Consider the following 22633-nt stretch of genomic DNA (forward strand, 5'->3'; position numbering starts at 1 on the left):
CGGCGGCGCAGGCGTGCCTATGTCTGCGCCGCCTGACGCGGTTCACCCCCGCATCGCGGGACGCAAGGGAGGTATTGTATGAAACGCTTGTTCGCAGCCCTGTTGAGCCTGTGCCTGTTGGCCGCGCTGCTGACCGCCTGCGGGGGCCCCGCCGTCGATCCGGACGGTCCGGCAACCATCACCATCTGGCATGACAAGGAAGACGAAGTAGCCGCCGTTCTGCAGGAGGAGCTGGATCAGCTGGCCCCGGATATCCAGGTAAAGCTGGAGCGCAAGGACGGCCTGACCGACTCTCTTAAAATGGTGGGGAACGATCCCAAGGCCGCACCGGACATGTACTTCTTTGCGCATGACAAGGTCGGCGTTTTTGCCGAGATGGGTATCCTGGCCCCCATTACCGATTTTGTGGATGAAAAAACCTTGGCCGGGTATCTTCCCATGACCATTAAAGCAGCCACGTACAAGGGCGAGGTCTATCAGCTTCCGCTATATTTTGAGACTTTATTGTACATGTACAACCGCCTTTACATGAGCGACGAAGAGGTGCCTGCCACCACCGAGGAACTGTACGCCTACATGGAGCAGACCACCCAGGGCGGCCACTATGGCTTTGTTGAACAGCACAGCACCGCCTACTACGCCGCAGGCTGGCTGCACGCTTTTGGCGGTTATATTCTGGACAGTGAGGGCAACCCTGGCCTCGACGATCCGAACACGATCCGGGCGCTGGAATACCATAAGAAGTTTGTCTCTCTCATGCCTACAGAAGGGGAGTACGCCACTGTAAACACCCTGTTCAGGGAAGGAAAAGCCCACTCCACCATCGGCGGACCCTGGCTGGTTCCCACCGCCCGGGAAGCAGGCATTGACCTGGGCATTGCTCCTATGCCGGTAGTGGATGAAACCGGCAGCCCCATCGCTCCCTATTCCGGAGTGCAGGGTGTCCATGTACTGAAGGTAGCGGCAGAACGCAAGCATGACGCCATCGCCAAGGTACTGGAAGTGCTGACCGGTGACAGCGTAGGCACTGCCATCGCCGCCGCCAGCGGCTGTGCGCCTGCCCGGGAGACCTGTTACCAGGACCCGGCGGTAGCCGAAGACGAAATGGTCATGGCCATGTATGAGACCGCCCAGAACGCGGTACCTATGCCCAACGTACCCGAGATGGACGTTATGTGGACGGTAACAGAAAACCTGCTGGTAGAGGTCAACATGCAGGGCGCAGACCTGCAAACCAGCGCCAACGCTGCCCAGCAGCAGGCATTGGATCTGATCAAGCAGATGCAGTGACAGCCGGATTTTCACCCGGCGGAAGGGGGAGCCATGAAACAACGGAAAGAAACGATGTACAGCTGGCTGTGCAGCGCCCCGTCGCTGCTGCTGATCCTGCTCATCGTGGTGTTTCCCATTCTCTATACTGCGTATATTTCGGTCACCAACATGAACGTCTACCACTGGTTCAACTTCTCCTTTGTGGGGCTGGAGAACTACCGGGATGCGCTGTTCGTGTTTGATTCCGGCTTTCTGGCGGCACTGGGACGCACGGTGATCTGGACGGTACTGAACATGGTGCTTCAGCTGGTGATTGCCTTTGTGCTGGCCAGCCTGCTGAACATCCGGGATTTCCGGGGCCGTAAAATCTACAAGACTATTCTGATGGTTCCCTGGGCCATTCCGGGATATGTGTCTATCCTGCTGTGGAAAACCGGTATGTTCAACTCCCAGTTCGGTCTGCTGAACCAGTGGATGGAGCGCCTGGGTTTGCAAGCGGTGCGCTGGCTGGCCAACGATGTATCCGCTTTCCTGTGTTGCACGGTGGTAAACCTGTGGCTGGCACTGCCCTTCATGATTATGATCATGGATGGTGCGCTTCAGGCGGTGGATAAAAGTTATTATGAGAGTGCCATTCTGGACGGGGCCACCTGGCTGCAGCGGGCAGTGCACATTACGATTCCGGAGATCCGGGGTATCATTGGTCCGGCTGTCCTGATCACCCTGTTCACCACCTTCAAACAGTTCGATGTAGTCTATCTGCTTACCCAGCAGGCAGGAGCCCGTACCGGCGCCAACATCCACACCATCCTGACCTACGCACACGAAAACGCCTTTATTACCAACAACTACGGATACAGCTCGGCGGTGTCCATGATTATCTTCGCCGTGCTGATCCTCTTCTCAACCGCGGTGAACAGACGCAAAAAGGAGGGCTGATTCATGACGATGCACCAACGGCGCCGGACACGGCGCGCTCTGGCGCACCTGCTGCTCCATCTGCTGTTTCTGGCAATCTGTTTTGCCACGCTGGTGCCCATCCTGTATGCGGTGTCGGTTTCCCTCAATGCAGACAACAGCCTGCTCAGTTCCAACTTCCGGTTTATTCCGGAGCAGTTTACCCTGCGCAACTACCAGGCTGTCTTTACGCAGGAGCCGGTAATGCTCTGGCTTGTCAATACCCTGATCCTGGCACTGGCTACCGTAGCTATCTGCCTGGCGGTATCGGTGCCTGCGGCGTATGTCTTTTCCCGCATGCGCTTTAAAGGACGCCGTCCGGTGCTGCGGCTGCTGGTCCTGCTCTATTCCTTTCCCTCGGTGCTGTCCATGTTCGCCATTTATCGGCTGCTCAGCCCATTGGGATTTGTGAACACCCATCTGGGCCTTATCCTCATTTATACCGGTACCATGGCAGAATTCGGCCTTTTGAATATGAAAGGATACTTTGACACTATTCCGGTGGAAATTGAGGAAGCAGCCTCCATCGACGGCGCTTCCCGGGCTCAGATTGTGCTGCGGGTGGTGCTGCCTCTGGCACAGCCCAGCATCCTGGTCACTGCGGTGCAGGTTTTGATCTATGTATGGAACGAATACCTCTTCGCCACCACCTTCATGACCGGAGCAGAGCACTATACCCTGGCTGCGGGGCTCTACTCCCTGCAGGCCACTGAGATCAGCGGCAGCTGGCCGGTGTTCGCGGCTGCATCACTGGTCGTGAGCCTGCCCATCCTGGTGGTATTCTTTGCCATCCAGCGGCACATGACTTCCGGCCTGACCGCCGGCGGCGTGAAGGGCTGATTCAAAGCGAGGTGAACAACCAATGAACTATCAGGCTGTCCGGCACATTCCTTTGTCCCAGGACGCACACGGCATTGATCCGGACCATGTGGTTTTCCGGCTGCGAACCGGCCGGGATGACTGCAAGCGCTGTACCTTGTTCTACGCAGACCGTTCCTGCCGGGTAACGCCGGTGATCTTTTCTTCCGCAGTCATGCAGAAAGAAGCGCAGGATGAGTGGTTCGATTACTACCAAGTGATCCTTAAAAGCCCTTACCGGCGCATCTGCTATTACTTTGAACTGGACGACGGCCAGACCACCCGCCTGTACTACGGCGACTTTTTTGCCGACGAGCGGGTAGATGACCGTTCTGAATACTACCAGCTGCCTTACAATCATCCGGCGGATATCGCCTCGCCCCCGGAATGGGTGCAGGACGCAGTGGTCTACAACATTTTCCCGGACAGCTTTGCCACTTCCCGCCGATTTATCTCCGATATCCCCACACAGCGGGAGTGGAACGGGCAAATCACCCATGGCAAACGAGGCGGTACCCTGCGGGGTGTGCGGGAAAACCTGGACTACCTGGCGGATCTGGGTATCAACTGTTTGTACCTGAATCCCATCTTCGCGGCAGGGGAGTACCACAAGTATGACCTGCTGGACTATTATCACATTGACCCCTGCTTTGGCACCGATGAGGAATTCCGTCTTCTGGTAGAGGACTGCCACGTCCGTGGGATGCGTGTCATTATCGATGGGGTATTCAATCATGTAGGCTGGAATTTCTTTGCCTTTGAGGATGTGGTACAGAAAGGGGAGGAATCCCGCTACAAGGACTGGTTCTACCGGCTCTCTTTCCCGGTACAGCGGCCGGAAGACCCGGAAGCCTATCCGGATTACGAGTGCTTTGGCTATGAGCGGATAATGCCTAAAACCAATACCCCAAACCCCGAAGTCGAAGCCTATTTCTGCGATGTAGGCCGGTACTGGGTGCGGGAATTCGGTATCGACGGCTGGCGGCTGGATGTGGCCAGCGAAATCAACGACGGGTTCTGGCGGGCTTTTCGCCGGGCGGTCAAGGGAGAAAATCCTGACTGCGTACTGATCGGAGAGGTATGGGAGAGCGCCGGCCACTGGCTGGCCGGAGACATGTTCGACTCCACCATGAACTACGATCTGCGCAAGCACTGCCGCCGTTTCTTTGCTGAGCGCACCATTGACGCAGCTGCTTTTGACGGACGTGTGACCCACATGCGGATGCGGTACAAGCTGCCCATGACCTATGCCCAGCTGAACCTGCTGGACAGCCATGATGTAAGCCGCTTTTTCTCTCTGTGCGGAGAAGACGAGGCCCGGATGCGGCTGGCCGTACTGTTCCAGATGACCTTCCTGGGCGCACCTTCGATCTTTTACGGAGATGAGCGGGGGATTGCCGGGGTGTTGGAGGACGAATACCGGCACCCCATGGACTGGTCCGACACACCCTGCCCGCTGGCTGACTTTTACCGGCAGGCCATCCGGCTGCGGCGTGAACAGCCGGCACTGCGTCGAGGCAGCTACACCACCCTCTGCGCGGAAGGCGGATTGTACGGGTATCGCCGTGCCGATGACCAGAGTGCTGTCAGTGTCTGGCTGAACAACCAGGACACAGAGGTTCTGCTGCCCGCCACACCGGTCCAGACGCTGTGGGCTCAGGGGGTGGAGAACGGGCGCCTTGCCCCCATGGGCTTTGCAGTATTCCGAGAGGAGCATACACCATGAGCGTTACCATCCGGGATGTGGCTCAGCGGGCTGGCGTCTCCAAGGCCACAGTATCCAAAGTGCTGAACGATTCCTACTCCATCTCCCAGGCTACCAAGGATCGGGTACAGGCAGTGATTCAGGAACTGGGTTACAGTCCCAACCGCCGGGCCCAGAGTTTTGCCACCGGCAAGACCCGGAACATCCTGTTCTTGGCCCGGATGGAGCACGGAGTAGGCTTTTCGAACCCACATCTGTTCGAGATCCTGGCCGGGGCAGAAAATGCCCTGTCTCACAAGGGCTATGGCCTTATTCTTCGGCAGAGTACTCCGCAGGAACTCATAGAGCACTACGCCGAGCTGCTATGCAGTGAATATGTGGACGGCGCCATCCTCCACGCATCTGTGGTAGACAAGGCGGTAGCGCGGGCCCTGATGGAAGCACCGCTGCCCTACATTGTGGTAGGCATGCCGGACTTTGCCAATCAGCTCTGTTGGATCGATACCAATAACAGTGTAGCCGGGCAGATCGCCGCTACACACTTGCTGGCCAAGGGGCGCGACCGTCTGGCCTTCATCGGCGGCCCGAAAGGGGACTCTATTTCGGCTCACCGGCTCAGCGGATTTCTGGACCGGCTGGAGGTTGATCCGCCGGCAGGATACATCCGCAGCGGCGAGCCTACGCGGGAAGGAGGCTATACCGCTACACAGACACTGCTGACCTTGCCCGAACCGCCCAGCGGCATTGTTTGCGCCAACCAGTACATCGCCTATGGCTGCGTGCAGGCGTTGAAGGACGCGCAGAAATCCATTCCTCAGGATGTGGCCGTGCTGACTTTCGACGACTTTCCTTTTTCGCAGGTGCTGGATCCGCCGCTCACGGTGGTAAATCTGGATATGTACGACATGGGGGAGCAGGCAGCCAAAATCGTACTGCGGCGCATCCGCCGCCCGCAGTTGTTGGTACAGTCTCAGACAACGCTGCCTTCTCTGATTGAACGAGCTTCCACCGCAGGAGAATGAGCGGCCCGCAACAGGATTACAGCGGGATCATGCCCGTCTAAAAGCTACTAAGCTATTCTCCTTAGTATTTCAGCAAATATAATTCTATATAGCAGCGCTTTGCATCCGGTATTTCTTGCTTGGAGCAAAGCGCTTTTTGTTTTCTTGAGTTTCACACGGAAATCCCCACACTTCCCGGAGCGTTGCTGCACAAGCCCATTAACTTCACCTTTTTGTATACATATCATTTCTCACCGACTATACCACGTCCTATGCAGCTATTTTTATATACTTCTCCTCTTTGCCACAGGAAAATCAATTGACAATGGAACTTCACAGTGATACCATCATTATAGTGGTATGGAGGTACACTACTATATGGACGATTTACTGTATTTAGAAAAGCTCGGATTTTCGACAAATGAAGCAAAAATCTACACAACGCTTTTGAAGCATAAGATGCTAAATGGATACGAAATCTCCAAATATTCCGGTGTCATCCGTGCTTCCGTCTATGATGTGCTTAATCGCATGGTAAACAGAGGTACTATCTTTAAAATCGACGGCGAACCCGCTTACTACAGGCCTCTGGAATACGAGAAACTCATTGAGCAAATCAAACGGGAAACGGAAGCCAATTTGGAGAAGGCACAAGCTTTATTCCAAAGCATCAGCAGTGAAGAAATGCAGGAAGATTATGTACTGAACATTGTTGGCTTTGAAAAGTTCATCGCTAAAGCAAAAGAGCTAATCGACAGCGCAACTCAGGAAATTTCATTGTCTGTTTGGCAAAAAGAGTTTTCCTTTTTACACGACTCTCTGAACCGCGCCATAGGCAGAGGTGTTAAAGTGTATCTTTTTTCGTTTGAACAGATTCCTCTGCAGGGTGCCACTGTATTTTCCTACCGTATCTGTGACATTGATAATCTTTTTCCCTACCGGCGAACTGCGCTGATCGTAGACAATCAGCAAGCTCTAATCGGAGAGAGTCACATTGACAGGGGTATATTTACATATACCAGAAACCGATCAATTGTTTCTCTGGCAACGGATGAGATGGTTCTGAACATTTTTGGGTACCGCTATATTGAAAAAAAGGCACTTCTCGGCCAAAAGAATACGAGCAAGGAATTTCTTAGCGTGATGGATCGGTTAGCAGATGAACTTGGGATTGACGCCAACATGACGAAGAATATGCAAGTGTTCAACTACCAGAGAGAAAGAGGCGACCATAATGGAGACAAAACTTGAAAAAGCTCTGCAAAGAGAACAAAGTGAACTCCGGCGGCGAGAAAAGCAGCTAAGTGCCAGAGGCAACCAGTTTTACATGGTTTACCTGCTCATGATCCTCGCACTTATTTACATCACCGACGAAATCGCATCTACGATCGGCATTCAGTTTCAGTCTAACATCATCAACGAATTTTACGTTCAGAAAATGGGGTTAACCTATGGCGAGGGGATGTCGCTTTCCTCAGCGCTTAGCTTTATCTCATACCCCATAACGGTTCTAATCGTTTTCTACCGTCCGCTTGCAGATAAATTTGGCCGTAAACCGTTTCTTGTGATCAACACATTTTCAATGGGCCTTGGACTGTTCCTTGTCTATCTGTCCGACAACCTGGTGGTGTACCTGTTGGGCAGCACAATGATGAGTTTTATGGTCTCCCATGATATGCAATGTGTATATATTTTGGAATGCTCCAGCGAGAAGACACGTGCGCGAAATTACGCCCTTGTCAAATCCGTCGCCATTCTCGGAACTCTGCTCGTACCGCTTCTAAGGGAAACTCTGATGCATAATCAAAGCGAGCGGTGGCATCTTGTGTTCCTGATTCCGGCTATTATTGGTTTTTCCATGTCACTGATTGCGCTCATGTTTGCTCGCGAAACAAACACGTTCCTCGTAAAGCGCATCGCATATCTGAAGACGACACCTGAGGAGCGCAAACGACAGAGCGCCGAGGAAGCGTCTAAAAATGCGCAGGGTGGTATTATCCCCGCTGTGAAATTCGCTTTCCGTCACCGGCAACTGCGTTCGTTGATTATTGCATGTTGCTTTTTCTATCTTGCATCTCTTGCAACAGCGACATACAACACTGTAATGAAAGAATCCGCGCAAATGACAGAAGCTGCCATTACGCAGGCGCTTTATCTCTATCCCGTGGGCAATGCGTTGATGACTTTCATTACAGGACTTGTCTCCGACAAATTCGGCAGAAAAGTCACGATCATTACGATGTCGTGTTCGGCTCTCGTCTGCTACAGTGTATTCATTGCAAGTTCTATGCTTGGATGGACGCCGTGGCTTACAGGCTTTGCAATCGGTGGATTCATGGGCAGCTACTGGGGTGTTGGTGACACCATTGGCGGCATTATGTTCTCGGAGTCATCGCCGACGAACCTGCGTTCGTCCGTCACAGTTATCAATACGCTGTTGAATGGGATTATTGGCGGCCTCGCCACCGTGTTTACGATGATTCTTCTGCCTATCATCCCTAAAGAGATGTTTGGGTACATGTATCTTAGCCTGATGGTCCCGGGTCTGATCGGTACGATCCTGGTCATGTGGAAATGTGTCGGCGAGACCAAGGGCCTAGACCTGACAAAGGTGACTGGCGCTGAATGGGATAAAAAGAGGAGTGCAAGTTGATGAATTACGAATGCTTCATGCTTAAAGAAGGCGAGCAACCCCTCGACACGATTCGGGAAACCTGTGGATTTGCCGGAATATTCAAGAATATAGGTGTTATCGGCGATTCGCTTTCCTCTGGAGAATTTGAATCGCACGACCACGAGGGCAATGTACTGTACCATGATATGTATGAGTACTCATGGCCTGCTATTTTACAGCGGTTGACCAGCACCGTCTACCACAACTATTCCCGTGGGGGGATGACAGCGAAAGAGTTCTATGAAAGCTGGGCGGACAAAAACGGATTCTGGCAGCCACAACAGGCCTATATTATTGCTCTTGGAAATAACGATATTTTTGTATTTCATCACCCGATTGGCAGTGCTGCGGACATCCATCCTGATACACCGGAGAATAATCCGGACACTTTTTTCGGTAACCTTGGACGCATCCTTTCGCGACTCAAATCTCTCGAAAAGAATGCTCGCATCTTTCTCGTCTCTATGCAGAGGCGAGGAGAAGAAGAGTGCGATGCGGTTATCCGTCAAATTGCCTGTGAAATGAAAAAAGTATGCAGATTGTTTTCGTTTACCTATTTGATTGACATGACAAATGACGGCCCTGTTTACGACGAAACGATGCGTAAAACATTCGCGCTGGGCTTTCACCCGAACCCTGTCGGTTATTACTGCTATGCTCTTATGGTTGGTAACTATATCGACTATTTGATACGTCGTTTTCCAAAGGATTTTTTTGAAGTACCATTCATCGGAACGTCATTAAAAAACAAGGATGTTTGAAAACAGTTCATTCCCTTTGAGTAAGTTTCTGGCAAGTCCTTTTCCTACCGATAAAATGAAGGTGCCGCCCCTTCCGGGGCGGTGCCTTCTGCATTGTTTGCTTAAGCGCAAAGGCAACCCCCGGCTCTGCCGGGGAGTGTCAAAAAGCTTTAGCTTCAAGTACCGAGCGAAGCGAGAAAAGAACAGCAACGTTATGGTTGCCCGAAAGTTGATTTTTGGAAAAGCAACGCCCGTTTACGGGCTGCCGTGCGAGTGATGCAAGAGGTGGATAATTCAGTGCCTCTTGAGAGGCTTGCCGGTACGATGCCCTTCCAGGGCTTACTCAAGCCCCCGGCTTAGCCGGGGGTCCTGACTTTAAATACTACGCGATGAACAAATCGCGTTAATGAGTGATCAAACATCCGCTAATACTACAATTACGGGCAGAATGCCTGTCTAATATGTCTGTGGTACAAATTGAAGCCAACTGGACATCTTTCCAGAGTCCGGCTGCTGCTTCTGTCTATCGCAATCGGTACGCCTCAGACAAAGACTATCTGGAACAGATAAAAGATGGGCTCAAAGATCTGGAAGGTTTGACTTTCCGGGGCCCCGCCCGCCGGGAAGACGAAAACCTGGGCTATATGGGCACCGATGCAAACGGCACTGAATTTCGGTTGCTTTTCTTTTTCCGCACCGGCGAGTGGAACTACACCACCTTTGCGGATTCCGAGCCGCTGAGCGAACAAGCGGTACAGGAGCTGCGTAGCCGATACGAAAGCTGGATGCAGCAGCAGGGTCTGCTGCCGGAACAGGTGGAGTTCTCCGTGCAAAATGGTAATATACTCCGCTGGGATGTCCCGGACACACAGAATCTCGCCACCGGAAGCGCTTCTTTCCAGGAAGGATCGGTTATGCTCCAGTTTGATGCATCCGGCACTTTGAGCGACTTTTTCTACCAGATTACCTGGAACGAATATGTGACGACTGAGCTCATCCTTACCAAGGATGAGGCGTTCAAGCAGGTTCAGGCAGGGAACTTCCAGCAATACGTTCCGTTCCAGCCGGGGGATGTGTTGTATGTGAACGAATGCAATCTGGATTATATCTACGATACCAAGGGCTTTTATCAGCCGGTATACCAGTTCAGTGGGTATATCAATGAGCCCGACAATATGTGGGTATGCAGTATTCCCGCCATAGCGTCCTGATAACAAACCAGAGGGAGGCAGCATCTGTGCTGCCTCCCTCTGGTTTGTTGCTGGCATATATTTTCCTAGTATTGATCGATGATTGTGATGCACAGTGCCCGTACACAGTTGAATCAGCGCCTCACCGATTCATTTCGTCTACAATAGCTGCGGGCTTAACAGTCATTTCCACCCAGGCCGGAATAAAGCCGCTCTTGACAGCGTTCCGAACTGACCGGATGTTTGACCAGGCCGTACAATAAAATGGAACCTTGTTTCTGCTCAGTATCTCTTTAGCAAGCGTGCTTGTCAGTGCAGAAGCAATTCCTTGCCACCTGTATTGTGGCAGGATATCTACACCGATCTGCCACATCTCTTCACAATCGGCAGAGCAGGCAGCCAGTCCGATCAGTGTATCACCCTCATATGCTCCAACTCCGAGAACATCCAGCTGCTTTCGGTCTTTGCAGAGCGCATTGCTCCATTCTGGGATGTACAATTCTTCAAAGTCTTCCTGTTTTAGCAGGCGCATCTGATATGCACAAGAGAGATCCGGGATTCTATTGATATCCGGCAGATAGTATTCCGCCATAAAGCATACCTTGTGCCCTTGGTTTGACAGGCGTTCGTTCAGCCAATGCATGTTCGGAGTTTCAAAACAGTCGTAAAACCCGAATTTCCCTACATACTCCGACACCACATCGATGGTCTCAGGAATAGCAGCCACCACCACATTATTGCCATAGGAAACAAAGTTGCAGGTAATCGGTTCTTTTAGATACTTGCGGGCATTCTTTCCCAGCTCAAAAGGTACAATGATATTTTCAGAAAGCCTAAAGTCATCCGCACAGCAGCCTATATCCTCCGCGGATTGCCTCATGGCGATTTCCAGCATTTTATGATTTGTCATAAAAGTCTCTCCATGTTAAATTCAGATGGTAAATATGGTCTCCTTTTAGATTTCCAGATGGTTTATCATTACATATTTGACTTAATTATATCATTTCAAACTCAGAAAACATCTATGAAAGCGAAATGGGCATTGGGAAAACAAATAAATTTCTGCTCGCTAGTGGGGCAGATCGGTTAACTAAGCCATCAATCAAGTCAACGCTGTAGGGGGGGCTCTATCAACCCGTCAGGGCTTATTCAAAGGTGTTGGCTCAGAACAAGGCTATTGGAAATATGAGTAGATTTACGACTCAAGTACAAAGATGTAGAATAATCGTGACTACAAACTTTGTTTCGTCCGCGCAGTACTGTCCATTCCAATAAAAGCGAAGTAATTATGCGCACAAGGCCAAAATGGTTGCGCAATGAGGTTGTACTGCCTGAAATGAGATTAATCTCTTGGTTTTTATTGCCATGAAACGCTTATGAATTTTTGTGCACTGTATTGTTTTTTCGTGTAAGTGACATATGCTTGCCCTGTTGTAGCTTCCCTGAAAAGGTCGGGAACAGAATGGAAAGGAAACGAAGCATCAAAGAGAGCGATTGGCATTTGAGGAAGCGGCGAGAAAGCAACGTTTCCAAGAAGCCGAAAAAGGCGCCAAGAAGTACACACGTGAAATCGCCCAAGCGGAAAAACGCAACGAATCTATGAGGCCGACATCAATGGGGCAATCAGCCATGAACAGTTTTTGAAACTTTCTGCCGACTATGAGGCAGAACAAAAAGGACTGACGGAGCAGGGGTCAAGGCATGGCGGGACACATCGGACAAATCCAACGGCCACCGCAGGCAGAAGATCGAACTGGTCTAAAACTTCATCGGAGAAGTTAACTTACCGGGCGACAATGGAACTGTGGAATGGCAAAGAAAAGGCAGGACGGCATGACTTTTCAACCATGCCGTCCTGCGACAATTAAATTACTTCTTTATGGGGGTGTACCTTTTCATGTCAGCCCCCTTTTTGTTAAGCAGTATTAAATTTTGCGGCTCTACATCATACTTCTTGCCTCTGAAAGCATAAATGAAATGCATTGGGAGAAAGGAGAAGTAGGCATAGCATTTTGTTTCGGGATTATTCCAGCTCGAAAGCACCAGTATACAGCTGATAGTACTTACCCTTCTGGGCAATCAGCTCATCGTGGCTGCCGCGCTCAATGATGCGGCCATGCTCGAGGACCATGATGGCATTGGAGTTCTGAACCGTAGAAAGACGGTGGGCAATAACGAACACCGTCCGACCATGCATCAGTGCGTCCATACCGCGCTGTACGATGGCCTCGGTACGTGTATCAATGGAAGAGGTAGCCTCGTCCAGAATCATGACCGGGGGATCGGCCACAGCGGCCCGGGCAATGCTCAGCAGCTGCCGCTGTCCCTGGCTCAGGTTGGCACCGTTGCCATGGAGTACGGTATTGTAACCCTCGGGCAGACGGCGGATGAAGTCATCGGCACCAGCCAGTTTGGCCGCTGCGATGCACTCTTCATCGCTGGCTTCCAGATAACCGTAGCGGATATTCTCCATAACGGTACCGGTGAACAGGTTTGTGTCCTGAAGCACTATACCCAGGGAATGCCGCAGGTCAGCCTTCTTGATCTTGTTGATGTTGATGCCGTCGTAACGGATTTTACCGTCGGCGATGTCATAGAACCGGTTGATCAGGTTGGTGATAGTGGTCTTACCGGCACCGGTGGCGCCTACGAAAGCGATCTTCTGACCAGGCTTAGCGTAAAGGGAGACATTGTGAAGAACGGTTTTCTCCGGCGTATAACCGAAGTCAACATCGTAGAACCGCACATCGCCGGTCAGCCGGGTGTAGGTAACGGTGCCGTCGTGATGGGGATGTTTCCAAGCCCATACCATGGTGCGCTCGGGGCACTCGGTCAGGGTGCCGTCGGCGTTCTCCTTGGCGTTGACCAGGGTAACATAACCATCGTCGGTTTCGGGCTCCTCATCCAGCAGGGAGAAGATCCGGTGGGCGCCAGCCAGGCCCATGATGACCATGTTGATCTGGTTGGACACCTGGCCGATGGAACCGGCAAACTGCTTGGTCATATTCAGGAACGGCACCACAATGCTGATGCTGAAGGCCATGCCGGAAAGGCTGATGTTGGGAGCGCCGGACAGCAGCAGGGCACCGCCCACCAGGGCCACGACCACATACATTACGTTGCCCACATTGCCCAGCAGAGGCATGAGGATGTTGGCGAAACGGTTGCCGTTACGGGCGTTGAAGAAGATCTCGTCGTTGACCTTATCAAAGTCGGCCTTGGCGGCTTCCTCATGGCAGAAGACCTTGATGACCTTCTGACCGGTCATCATTTCCTCCATAAAGGCCTCGGCGTTGGCCAGAGTGACCTGCTGGCGCAGGAAGTAGGCGGAGGACCGCTTGGTGATTGCACGGGCGGCAAAGACCATGCAGACGACGCCAACCACCACGACGAGGGCCAGAATGACGCTGTAGTAGACCATGATGCAGAACACCACGAACAGCGTAATGGCAGAGATAAGAATGTTGGGAAGGCTCTGGCTGATGAGCTGACGCAGGGTGTCGACATCGTTGGTGTAATAGCTCATGATGTCGCCGTGGCCATTGGTATCAAAGTACCGGATGGGCAGGTCCTGCATGTGGTTGAACATCTTCTGGCGCATCTTTTTCAGAGAGCCCTGGGTGATGATGGCCATCATCTGCGTGTAGAAAGCGCCGGCGATCAGGCTGATCACATACATGGTCACCAGAACCCCCACAAGACCGAGGATTTTTCCGGAGACCGCCGACCAGTCACCGCTCTTGTAGCTTTGGTCTACCAGGGCAATAACCTTCTGCAGGAAGACCGCCGGTATGGAGCTGACCAGAGCGTTGATCAGGATACATACCAGTGTGACCGGCAGCAGCACCGGATAGAACTCAAACAGGGTTTTCAGCAGTCTGCGAAGCACACCCTTGGGGGCACGGCGGCCGCGGCTGGTATTGCTGCGGGTGGCGGCGGGGGTGGCATTACGCTCTTCTATCGTATTTTTACGCTTCATCATGATCACCTGCCTTCGTCTGGGAAGTGTACACTTCACGGTAAATCTCGCTGCTCTTCAAAAGCTCTTCATGGGTGCCGATAGCGCTGATGTGGCCGCCATCCATAACGATGATGCGGTCAGCGTCCTGAACCGAGGCCACGCGCTGGGCAATGATGATCTTGGTGGTATCCGGGATGAACTCCCGGAAGCCCTGGCGGATCAGGGCGTCGGTCCGGGTATCCACGGCGGAAGTGGAGTCATCGAGGATCAGGACCTTGGGTTTCTTCAGCAGAGCACGAGCGATACAGAGCCGCTGTTTCTGACCGCCGGAAACGTTGCTGCCGCCCTGCTCGATCCAGGTGTCGTACTTATCCGGGAACTGCTGGATGAACTCGTCGGCCTGGGCCAGACGGCAGGCTTCACGCATCTCCTCATCGGTGGCGTTGGGATTGCCCCAGCGGAGGTTGTCCTTAATCGTGCCGGAGAACAGCACGTTCTTCTGCAGCACCATGGCCACGCTGTCGCGGAGAGTTTCCAGGTCATACTTCCGTACATCTACGCCGCCGACCCGGACCGCGCCTTCGGTTACGTCATAAAGGCGGGGGATCAGCTGCACCAGAGTAGTCTTGGACGAACCCGTACCGCCCAGTATACCGATGAGTTCACCGGAATGAATGTGGAGATCCACATTCTCAAGCGCGTTGCGCTCAGCGGTCTTGAAATACTTGTAGCTGACGCTGTCAAAATCGATAGAGCCGTCCTTAATTTCCGTAATCGCATTTTCGGGGCTGGTCAGGCTGCTCTTTTCCTGCAGCACCTCAACGATACGCTCGGCAGATTCCATGGACATAGCGATCATCACAAACACCATGGAGAGCATCATCAGGCTCATGAGGATCTGGAAGCTGTAAGTAAGGATGGCAGACATCTGTCCAACGTTGACTTCCAGGCCCTGGCTGGAGATAACGGCATAGGAGCCAAAGCTCAGAACAAAGACCATGCCGCTGTACACGCAGAACTGCATCATGGGGCTGTTGATGGCCATGATGCGCTCGGCACGGGTGAAGTCCTTGCAGACATCTTCGGCGGCAATGCCGAATTTCTTCTTCTCATAATCCTCGCGGACATAGCTCTTGACCACGCGCATGGCCTGGACATTTTCCTGTACCGAGTCATTGAGAGCATCGTACTTGCGGAACACCCGGCGGAAAATGGGGGTGGCCTTGCGGATCACCAGAGTAAGGCCAATACCCAGCAGGGGAATGGTCACCAGGAAGATCATGGCCAGGCGGCCGCCCATGGCAAAGCCCATTACGAAAGAGAAGATCAGCATCAGCGGGCAGCGGATCGCCACGCGGATGATCATCATAAAGGACATCTGTACGTTGATTACATCGGTGGTCATTCGTGTCACCAGGCTGGAGACAGAGAACTTATCGATGTTTTCAAACGAATAGTCCTGAATGCGGTAGAACATATCCTGCCGCAGATTACGGCTGAAACCTGTAGAAGCCGTGGCGCAGGTGCTGCCGGCTGCTACACCCAGTATCAGAGACAGCATAGCCATGATAACCAGCTGCAGGCCGTATTGAATAATGACGTCCATGCCGCAGCCAGCCTGCATCTCATTGACGAGATTAGCAATCACAAACGGGATGATGCATTCCAGGATAACCTCACCCACCACCAGAATCGGTGTGAGGATTGCTGGCTTCTTGAATTCCCGTATGCTTTTACTTAGTGTTTTGATCATACCAGTAAATTCCTCCTATCTAAACTCCCGGAACCTTCCGGCACCTTGGGATGCCGCACCGCGCGAGATCCGCACTTCCCGCGGTACAGCTCCCATTTGGAGCTTGTAAAGCAGATTTTATCGAAAACCGGAGATTAACACCCGCAATCTTCGATTTCTCTCTCCGTTTCGTCAGCGAACCGGTGAAGCTGGTCCGTCGACTGCGATGCGCTGTTGGAAGCGCTGAGATTTTGAATCATCCTATCCAGTAAGTTTTTGAGCTGGGCAATCTCTGCTCCAGACATGTCGCTGACCAGCCGCTGCTCCGACGCGGCCAGCTGATCAAGGACCTGCTGATTAGCTTCCAGTGCCCGCTTTGTGACGTGGATCTGCTTGCACCGCCGATCCTCCGCGGACGTTTCGATGCTCAGATATCCTTTTGTTTCCAGCCGCTGCAGCAGTCCTGATACCGTGGGATGGGTAAAGCGGAAATCCCGTTCGATGTCCCGCGGATAGACCTTTTCTTGCCGTTTCGTTCGGTAACACAGATAGCCGAGCACACGGGCTTGCGAGCTTGTCAGATCCAGGGAGGTGATGCTGTTTGTTATGTTCTGCGTCAGCAGCTTGGAAATGGTTTTAATCTTGAATCCCAGGTCACCTTTACCGACCTGTGACATGAATGCCGCCTCCTTTTTTGCGAATTCGTAGCACACTACATAATCCAGTAGCAAGCTACATAATATTGTAAGAAAAGCGGATTGTCAAGAACGTATCTTCAAAATTTTATTGGTGCCTGCTTGTGCAAAGCAGGGGAGAGGGCAAATCTGTCATTTTGACCTGCTTGCCCATACAGCTGCGGTATTGGGCAGGAGGCGCCGCTCTGTCCAAGAATCCTGCATGTCGATTTTTCCTCAGAGCCTGCTACAGCCCTCGCGGAATGGGACTTGCCGAAAAATCCCTGAAAAAGTCAGCGATTTCGTTTTTATCTTGAAAAGTATTTGGAAAGTCGTATATAATTTTGATAATACATGATGTTGTCAAGTTATTTGACAAAAGAGTACTCTTTTGTCCGTGTTTATAGAATACAAGACAAATCTTATTAAGCTATGCCCGTACGGGCGAGAAGACTACACTGGACGTGGTTCAGACCAATAATGACACCACCACGGCCACGGTGGTTCTGAGAAACAACAGTCTCCAGCCGCAGTCCACCGCCACTCTGGTAGCGACGCTGCTGGATGAAAACAACAAGGTTCTGGAAATCAAGAACACCTCTATTTCCGGGGCGTTGAATGGCGAGAGTGAACAGTCCACCGTCGTTCAATTCAGTCAGCTGGGTAGCCAGGTAGTGGTCCACGCCGCTGCCGATGGCGAGGATAGCCTGACCTTTGACGGTCTGCCTGTGGATATGGATGATTTCGTTCTTACGAACGACATCTACACCTATGATATTTATGGTGTTACCGCATCCGATACCCTTGTCACCGCTATCTCCGGCAGTGGGGAAACGGTTACCATTAACGGCGAAGCGGCCAACAGCAAGTGTGTTTCCATCAATAAATATGGGCAGACCATTATTTCCGTGGAAATCGGGGACACTGCCTACCAGTTGACTATCCACAATGATGCTGCTCCGCCTGTGACAGAGCCGGAGACAAAGCCTGAAACAAAGCCGACGACGGAAGTAACAGTAACCTTCGATGCCAACGGCGGCAATGTAACACCGTCCAGCACCACCACTAAAGTCGGAAAGCTGGAAAGCCTGCCCACTCCCACGTATGATGGCTATGACTTCCTCGGCTGGTACACGGAAAAAGACGGCGGTAACAAAGTAACTACCGACACCGTCTTTACACAAAACTCCACCATCTATGCCCGTTGGAAGAACCAGGCTGATCCGGAGTACACCGTGACCTTTGATGCCAACGGCGGCAGCGTGACACCGACCAGCGCCACCACCAAGGGTTGGAAACTGGAGAAGCTGCCAACCCCCACGTATGATGGCTTTGACTTCCTCGGCTGGTACACGGAAAAAGACGGAGGAAATGCAGTAACCACCGACACCATCTTCACGAAGGACTCCACCATCTGTGCCCGTTGGAAGAACCAGGCTGATCCGGAGTGCACCGTGACCTTTGATGCCAACGGCGGCAGCGTGACACCGACCAGCGCCACCACCAAGGGTTGGAAGCTGGAGACGCTGCCCACGCCCACGTACGATGGCTATAACTTCCTCGGCTGGTACACAGAAAAAGACGCCGGTGACCAAGTAACTACCGACACCGTCTTTACCCACCATCTATGCGCATTGGGAAAAAGAAGGTATCGCCAGCGTTGGTTCGCAGACCGACAGCAGCAAAACAGGGCTTTGGTTCTTCCTGATACCGGCTTCTCTCGCTGTTCTTTTTGTAATTCTGATCGTATCTCGCAAACGAAAGAACAAGGGCGAAGAAACATTGCCGTAACGTACGCATTTTTCTTTCCTGTCCGCCTAGCGGTGCAGGGAAGGCCGCTCATGAAGAAACGCATCTTTTGACCCATCTCCACCGTTGAACCGGGGAGATTTACAGAACCAAATACATGATCCGAAAGGGCGCAAGTGAACGGGCAATCACTTGCGCCCTTTTTATATCGGCCGTTCTCAATGCGAAACCCGCATTCTCCTTGTAACCGCTCCACAATTTGCCGGCTACCGGCTTGATTCGCAAAAACCGCGGAATTGCGCCATTTTCTAGCTGTACAGTGTATAGCCTTTACGTGAATATTCGTGAGAAATTGCGCAGTTTTCAGGCGCAAAATCACTTCTGAGCTTTGTATTTGTAATGGCAAGCCCCCATTTTCGGTCTTAATAGGTGAGGAGATACAGACAAGCCAACTATCCCGGAAACGCGAGAAAGGAATGGAAAAAGGGGGAATCGGTTTGGAACTGCGAATTGTTGTAAGAAGAGCCCGGAAGATTGTGCTGATCACGTTATTCCTTCTGCTCATATTGCTTTCCGTGTTTCTTTTTGTAATACAGTCCATTCTGGATGGAATTGGTCTGCAATATACAATAGAATCCTATGCATCTGTCGGCACTGTATATCGTTCCGATGCGGAAAACGCGGCATTTACTCCCGTTGAAGAAGATGTACTGGCGTTACTTGCAGAATCGGATGCCGTACAGAAGATCGATATCCGACAAACCTTATCCGCGAAGGTTCACGGGATGGAAAATGTTCCTTCTTATTTTGCTGTGCCGCAGACAAATCACCTGGTTTTCTTCCGGGGAACGGTTTTGAATCAGATGGACGTGCCTGCTGATGCGAGCGTGTCTTACCACGCACGGTATGCAACCGTCCGGGTGGATTCCATTCTCGCCGGACAGTCCAACTGGATCACCAAGGGGAAAAATGTTGATGTGGCAATTATATGGAACGGCGATCCGGAATGCAGCACCACAGTAGGGGAGGAATACTGCTTTTTGGCGCACAGCTCTTTTTCCAGCGCGCTCGGTATGCTGGACACTCTGCTGTATGCCCCGAATTACACGGAAGAAAGTGTTGCGGGGTATGAGAAGATTCAAAGCAATTATGAGCTGTACCATGATACCGTTCTGCCCGTTCCTGATTCTATGAGCGGGGAAGAGGCAGATGCGTATTTTCTGGATATCTTAAAAAGCCGTGGTCTCGACCCCTATATTCAGGAGATAAAAGAGCTGGATGACGTGTTTACAATCCGCCAGACAAGTGACATGCAAATGCTGATTCCCGTTGCCAACGAGGTCATGTTTTTCACCGCAGGGCGCGGTATCCGGCCCGATGACAGTGGTAAAAAGGTCTGTGTAATCAGCCATGAACTGGCAGCGCAGCAAAAGCTGAATGTAGGGGATTATATCCCCATCTCATTGGGTAACGGCTGTTATACGGACAATGGATATGAATCCGGTTTTCCTGCTTTTGGTGAGTTGTCCACGGTAAGCTATAATACCCCGCAAGACTATGAAATCATCGGTATCTATGCTTTTTCCTCATTTGATCCACGCGAGGCAACCTTGCTGTTTGGGTATAACGACATTTTTATCCCGACAAGCACCGAAACAATTCCGCCCAGCAAAAACACCTATCCATACACTTTGTCCTTCTGTGTCGGCGGGCCCGAATACAATACGTTTCTGGATACAACTGTCGCCGATCTGTCTGATATGGGCTACACTGTGCAGATGTCGGCCTCTCGCTGGGAGGATGTGGAATCCACCTATGAAGCAATGGCAAGCAGGCGCCGGCTGACACTGCTTTGTGCCATTCTGTCCTGTATTGCCGGCATAATCCTCTATGTCCTGATTCTGCTGTTCCTGTACCGCAAAGAATTTGCTCTGCGGGAATTATTCGGTGCAAGCTTCCGCCATACAAGAAAAGCGTATACGATCCCGTTCGCTGTATCCTCTGTTATTGCGTCTGTCCTGGCTGTCTTTGCGGCATACCTGTGGTATCTGTACCGCCTGGTACCGCAAACAGAATTGATAGCACCGGGCCGAACCCCCGCAAACGCACAAATTCTTGCCGTTCTCACCGCCCTGGCACTTATCCAGATGCTGATGACCTATATACTGATTCTCTGTTTAGCCGGCCATTCCCGAAGGAAATCCGTATTACGATTGCTGAAGTGAGGTGCGCGGAATGTTCATGAAACGAATATGTCGTAAGCCCTTACTGCCATTGCTGCTGTTGCTGGTTATCCTGCTGGGCGTATTGTTTCCCACGGTACTGAATCAGTCAATCGAAAAAAGCTATACAGAATTAGACGAGCTTTACGCCGGAATAGTGATACAGTGCAAGCTGATACCGCAGACATATATCGGTGCAGATTTTGCTTTGGCGCCGGAAATAGGGGATCAGATATCCCGAATGGACGAGGTCTCCGGATACTACTGCGAACTGAACTGTCCTTACTATTTCCGGGATCCGGGGCCATCTTCCGGCAACAGTATGGCGCACGGGACGAATGATATCTACCGATTTGCCGAAGAACACGCATTGGAGCTATGTTTTCCTGTAGGGGAGAGCATCGATTTTTCCGGCGATGAAAACATCTGCGTTGTCAGCGAAGATTTATTGGATGCGGCCTCCCGAAGTATAGGGGATACCGTGACCGTTGCGGGCAGTGTGTCAACGGCAGAAAAGGATACAAATGCGCCCGACCTGAACCTAACGATTGTCGGCTCTTTCACAGCGGAAGATACCGATATTCCATGGAACGCCATTATCGTGCCGAAAGCCTGTTTCTTCGACACAGCAGAACTGCTATCGACCGCGGAGGGGATCCGCAGATGGAGAGTTTACACGGCTTTCGATTTTACGATCGACCAAGCCTGCAACAAAGAATTTGATACGGTAAAAGAGGCCTTACAAGGCATCGTCGGTGACAAGTGGCTGCTCTACTCCACAAGCCGGGAGCTGTACCGTGCCGTACAGCCCCTGGAAAAGAAATTGCAAATGCAGGAAATGCTGTTTCGCATTGTGACGGTATTGTTTGTATTTCTCCCGGCACTCATCACATTTTTGCTTTGCACGAAAGACAAAAATGAGGTTCTGATCCGGATCCTGTACGGAGAAAAGCCAAGCCGTGTGTTCTGGAGCAGCTGGGCGCCATACACCGGATTGGTTATCCTGTACGGGATGCTGGCTCTTTTGCTCTCTCAAGCCATGGGTTATCTCAACGGGTGGAATATCACGGGAATTGTAGCTGTCTCCATTCTCGCCGCCGGAATTGCCATCGGCTTACTATGCAAAACCAAACTCGTTACACTCTATCAGTCAAGGGAGGGATAATCGTGTCTGATTTAGTGCTCAGAAATATCTGCTATCGTTATCCCAAAACCCGGCAAATGGTGCTGCATGAAATCAATGCCACATTTCGGGAAGGCACTGTGACCTCCATCCGGGGACAGTCAGGTGCAGGTAAAAGCACTTTATTGTATCTGATAGCAGGAATAGACCATCCCGTCAGCGGCCAGCTCTTGTGGGATAATACCCCTGTCACGGATTTATCTGCCTACCGGAGAAATGTCGTAAGCATTATCAGTCAATCCTACCTCTTGTTCCCAACAAGAACTGTACTGGAAAATGTCTGTTATCCGTTGCATCTAAAAAAGCACCCCCATAACGAAGCCGCAGAAGAAGCTAAACAGCTACTGCAATCCGTTGGTATCGACAAAAAACTTTATGACCGGCTTCCTGAAAAGCTGTCAGGCGGCGAGCAACAACGGGTCGCGATTGCCCGGTGCCTTGCAACGAACTCAAAAATCATAGCCGCTGATGAGCCGACCGGAAATCTGGATGAAGAAAACACGCAGATCATCGTAAAGCTCTTGCAGAGGTTGGCACACAAGAATAAGAAAACAGTGATTGTTGTTACCCATGATCCCGCAGTGGCACAGATGGCAGATAAGCAATTGCAGCTGGCAGCCGGTAATCTAATTGACGAATAAAAGATGGGGCAGCAGAGACTGGCAATCTGTATCCTGGCTTGCACACAGCTTTTTTCATACCTGATCAACCAGCT

The 22633-nt window shown here is 51.7% G+C and carries 18 protein-coding genes; 14 read left to right on the forward strand and 4 right to left on the reverse strand.

Annotated elements, in window-relative coordinates; genetic code table 11:
- Positions 1-78 precede the first annotated feature (78 nt).
- The 9 genes from B5E65_RS02440 (at position 79) to B5E65_RS02480 (ending at position 10418) form a co-directional block, all read left to right on the forward strand.
- Positions 79-1290: an extracellular solute-binding protein gene (locus B5E65_RS02440; protein ID WP_087170188.1), complete on the forward strand. Its 1212-nt coding sequence runs from the start codon at positions 79-81 to the stop codon at positions 1288-1290.
- A gap of 33 nt (positions 1291-1323) precedes the next feature.
- Entirely contained in the window at positions 1324-2211 is an 888-nt protein-coding gene (locus B5E65_RS02445; protein ID WP_087170189.1) for a carbohydrate ABC transporter permease, read from the forward strand.
- A gap of 3 nt (positions 2212-2214) precedes the next feature.
- Complete coding sequence (locus B5E65_RS02450; protein ID WP_242957464.1) at positions 2215-3069, forward strand: sugar ABC transporter permease; 855 nt, start codon at positions 2215-2217, stop codon at positions 3067-3069.
- Between the two features lie 22 nt (positions 3070-3091).
- Entirely contained in the window at positions 3092-4813 is a 1722-nt protein-coding gene (locus B5E65_RS02455; protein WP_087170190.1) for a glycoside hydrolase family 13 protein, read from the forward strand.
- Positions 4810-5814 (forward strand): LacI family DNA-binding transcriptional regulator, encoded by a 1005-nt coding sequence (locus tag B5E65_RS02460; RefSeq protein ID WP_087170191.1) that lies wholly within the window; start codon positions 4810-4812, stop codon positions 5812-5814. Before B5E65_RS02455 ends, B5E65_RS02460 begins: the two co-directional genes overlap by 4 nt.
- A 357-nt stretch (positions 5815-6171) precedes the next feature.
- Positions 6172-7044, forward strand: a complete 873-nt coding sequence (locus tag B5E65_RS02465) for a TrmB family transcriptional regulator (protein ID WP_158098494.1) — start codon at positions 6172-6174, stop codon at positions 7042-7044.
- A complete protein-coding gene (locus tag B5E65_RS02470) occupies positions 7028-8446 on the forward strand; it encodes an MFS transporter (protein ID WP_087170193.1) in 1419 nt (472 codons plus the stop codon). The genes B5E65_RS02465 and B5E65_RS02470 overlap by 17 nt, the downstream gene beginning before the upstream one ends.
- A complete protein-coding gene (locus B5E65_RS02475) occupies positions 8446-9228 on the forward strand; it encodes an SGNH/GDSL hydrolase family protein (protein ID WP_087170194.1) in 783 nt (260 codons plus the stop codon). The genes B5E65_RS02470 and B5E65_RS02475 overlap by 1 nt, the downstream gene beginning before the upstream one ends.
- 440 nt (positions 9229-9668) lie before the next feature.
- Complete coding sequence (locus B5E65_RS02480; protein ID WP_143402952.1) at positions 9669-10418, forward strand: hypothetical protein; 750 nt, start codon at positions 9669-9671, stop codon at positions 10416-10418.
- 121 nt (positions 10419-10539) lie between these two features.
- On the opposite strand, the gene B5E65_RS02485 is transcribed toward B5E65_RS02480, so the two are convergent.
- Positions 10540-11307 carry a GNAT family N-acetyltransferase gene (locus B5E65_RS02485; protein ID WP_087170196.1) on the reverse strand — a complete coding sequence of 256 codons (768 nt, stop codon included), beginning with the start codon at positions 11305-11307 and terminating at the stop codon, positions 10540-10542.
- Positions 11308-11891: 584 nt separating this feature from the next.
- Here B5E65_RS02485 and B5E65_RS16380 point away from each other — a divergent pair.
- Positions 11892-12041: a hypothetical protein gene (locus tag B5E65_RS16380; protein WP_206406267.1), complete on the forward strand. Its 150-nt coding sequence runs from the start codon at positions 11892-11894 to the stop codon at positions 12039-12041.
- A 379-nt stretch (positions 12042-12420) separates the two neighbouring features.
- Here B5E65_RS16380 and B5E65_RS02495 read toward each other — a convergent pair whose 3' ends face one another.
- The 3 genes from B5E65_RS02495 to B5E65_RS02505 all read right to left on the reverse strand — a co-directional run bounded on the left by B5E65_RS02495 (position 12421) and on the right by B5E65_RS02505 (position 16767).
- Positions 12421-14376, reverse strand: a complete 1956-nt coding sequence (locus B5E65_RS02495; protein ID WP_087170197.1) for an ABC transporter ATP-binding protein — start codon at positions 14374-14376, stop codon at positions 12421-12423.
- The gene (locus B5E65_RS02500; protein ID WP_087170198.1) at positions 14366-16111 is read right to left on the reverse strand and encodes an ABC transporter ATP-binding protein; all 1746 of its coding nucleotides are present in this window, start codon (positions 16109-16111) and stop codon (positions 14366-14368) included. The genes B5E65_RS02495 and B5E65_RS02500 overlap by 11 nt, the downstream gene beginning before the upstream one ends.
- 134 nt (positions 16112-16245) lie before the next feature.
- Positions 16246-16767: a MarR family winged helix-turn-helix transcriptional regulator gene (locus B5E65_RS02505; RefSeq protein ID WP_087170199.1), complete on the reverse strand. Its 522-nt coding sequence runs from the start codon at positions 16765-16767 to the stop codon at positions 16246-16248.
- A 461-nt stretch (positions 16768-17228) separates the two neighbouring features.
- Between B5E65_RS02505 and B5E65_RS02510 the strand changes: the two genes are divergently transcribed.
- The 4 genes from B5E65_RS02510 (at position 17229) to B5E65_RS02525 (ending at position 22559) form a co-directional block, all read left to right on the forward strand.
- Positions 17229-18626, forward strand: a complete 1398-nt coding sequence (locus tag B5E65_RS02510; RefSeq protein ID WP_087170200.1) for an InlB B-repeat-containing protein — start codon at positions 17229-17231, stop codon at positions 18624-18626.
- Between the two features lie 384 nt (positions 18627-19010).
- Positions 19011-20738, forward strand: a complete 1728-nt coding sequence (locus B5E65_RS02515; protein ID WP_087170201.1) for an ABC transporter permease family protein — start codon at positions 19011-19013, stop codon at positions 20736-20738.
- A 10-nt stretch (positions 20739-20748) separates the two neighbouring features.
- Positions 20749-21900 carry an ABC transporter permease family protein gene (locus B5E65_RS02520; RefSeq protein ID WP_087170202.1) on the forward strand — a complete coding sequence of 384 codons (1152 nt, stop codon included), beginning with the start codon at positions 20749-20751 and terminating at the stop codon, positions 21898-21900.
- Positions 21901-21902: 2 nt separating this feature from the next.
- Entirely contained in the window at positions 21903-22559 is a 657-nt protein-coding gene (locus B5E65_RS02525) for an ABC transporter ATP-binding protein (protein ID WP_206406268.1), read from the forward strand.
- The last annotated feature ends 74 nt before the right edge of the window (positions 22560-22633 follow it).

It is taken from the genome of Gemmiger sp. An120 (assembly GCF_002160955.1).
In the GTDB taxonomy this organism is placed as follows: domain Bacteria; phylum Bacillota; class Clostridia; order Oscillospirales; family Ruminococcaceae; genus Gemmiger_A; species Gemmiger_A avium.

Bases quoted from the DNA above. Each gene is read 5' to 3' on its own strand.
- B5E65_RS02440 (WP_087170188.1), top strand. From the start codon at position 79: ATGAAACGCTTGTTCGCAGCCCTGTTGAGCCTGTGCCTGTTGGCCGCG.
- B5E65_RS02445 (WP_087170189.1), top strand. From the start codon at position 1,324: ATGAAACAACGGAAAGAAACGATGTACAGCTGGCTGTGCAGCGCCCCG.
- B5E65_RS02450 (WP_242957464.1), top strand. From the start codon at position 2,215: ATGACGATGCACCAACGGCGCCGGACACGGCGCGCTCTGGCGCACCTG.
- B5E65_RS02455 (WP_087170190.1), top strand. From the start codon at position 3,092: ATGAACTATCAGGCTGTCCGGCACATTCCTTTGTCCCAGGACGCACAC.
- B5E65_RS02460 (WP_087170191.1), top strand. From the start codon at position 4,810: ATGAGCGTTACCATCCGGGATGTGGCTCAGCGGGCTGGCGTCTCCAAG.
- B5E65_RS02465 (WP_158098494.1), top strand. From the start codon at position 6,172: ATGGACGATTTACTGTATTTAGAAAAGCTCGGATTTTCGACAAATGAA.
- B5E65_RS02470 (WP_087170193.1), top strand. From the start codon at position 7,028: ATGGAGACAAAACTTGAAAAAGCTCTGCAAAGAGAACAAAGTGAACTC.
- B5E65_RS02475 (WP_087170194.1), top strand. From the start codon at position 8,446: ATGAATTACGAATGCTTCATGCTTAAAGAAGGCGAGCAACCCCTCGAC.
- B5E65_RS02480 (WP_143402952.1), top strand. From the start codon at position 9,669: ATGTCTGTGGTACAAATTGAAGCCAACTGGACATCTTTCCAGAGTCCG.
- B5E65_RS02485 (WP_087170196.1), bottom strand. From the start codon at position 11,307: ATGACAAATCATAAAATGCTGGAAATCGCCATGAGGCAATCCGCGGAG.
- B5E65_RS02495 (WP_087170197.1), bottom strand. From the start codon at position 14,376: ATGAAGCGTAAAAATACGATAGAAGAGCGTAATGCCACCCCCGCCGCC.
- B5E65_RS02500 (WP_087170198.1), bottom strand. From the start codon at position 16,111: ATGATCAAAACACTAAGTAAAAGCATACGGGAATTCAAGAAGCCAGCA.
- B5E65_RS02505 (WP_087170199.1), bottom strand. From the start codon at position 16,767: ATGTCACAGGTCGGTAAAGGTGACCTGGGATTCAAGATTAAAACCATT.
- B5E65_RS02520 (WP_087170202.1), top strand. From the start codon at position 20,749: ATGTTCATGAAACGAATATGTCGTAAGCCCTTACTGCCATTGCTGCTG.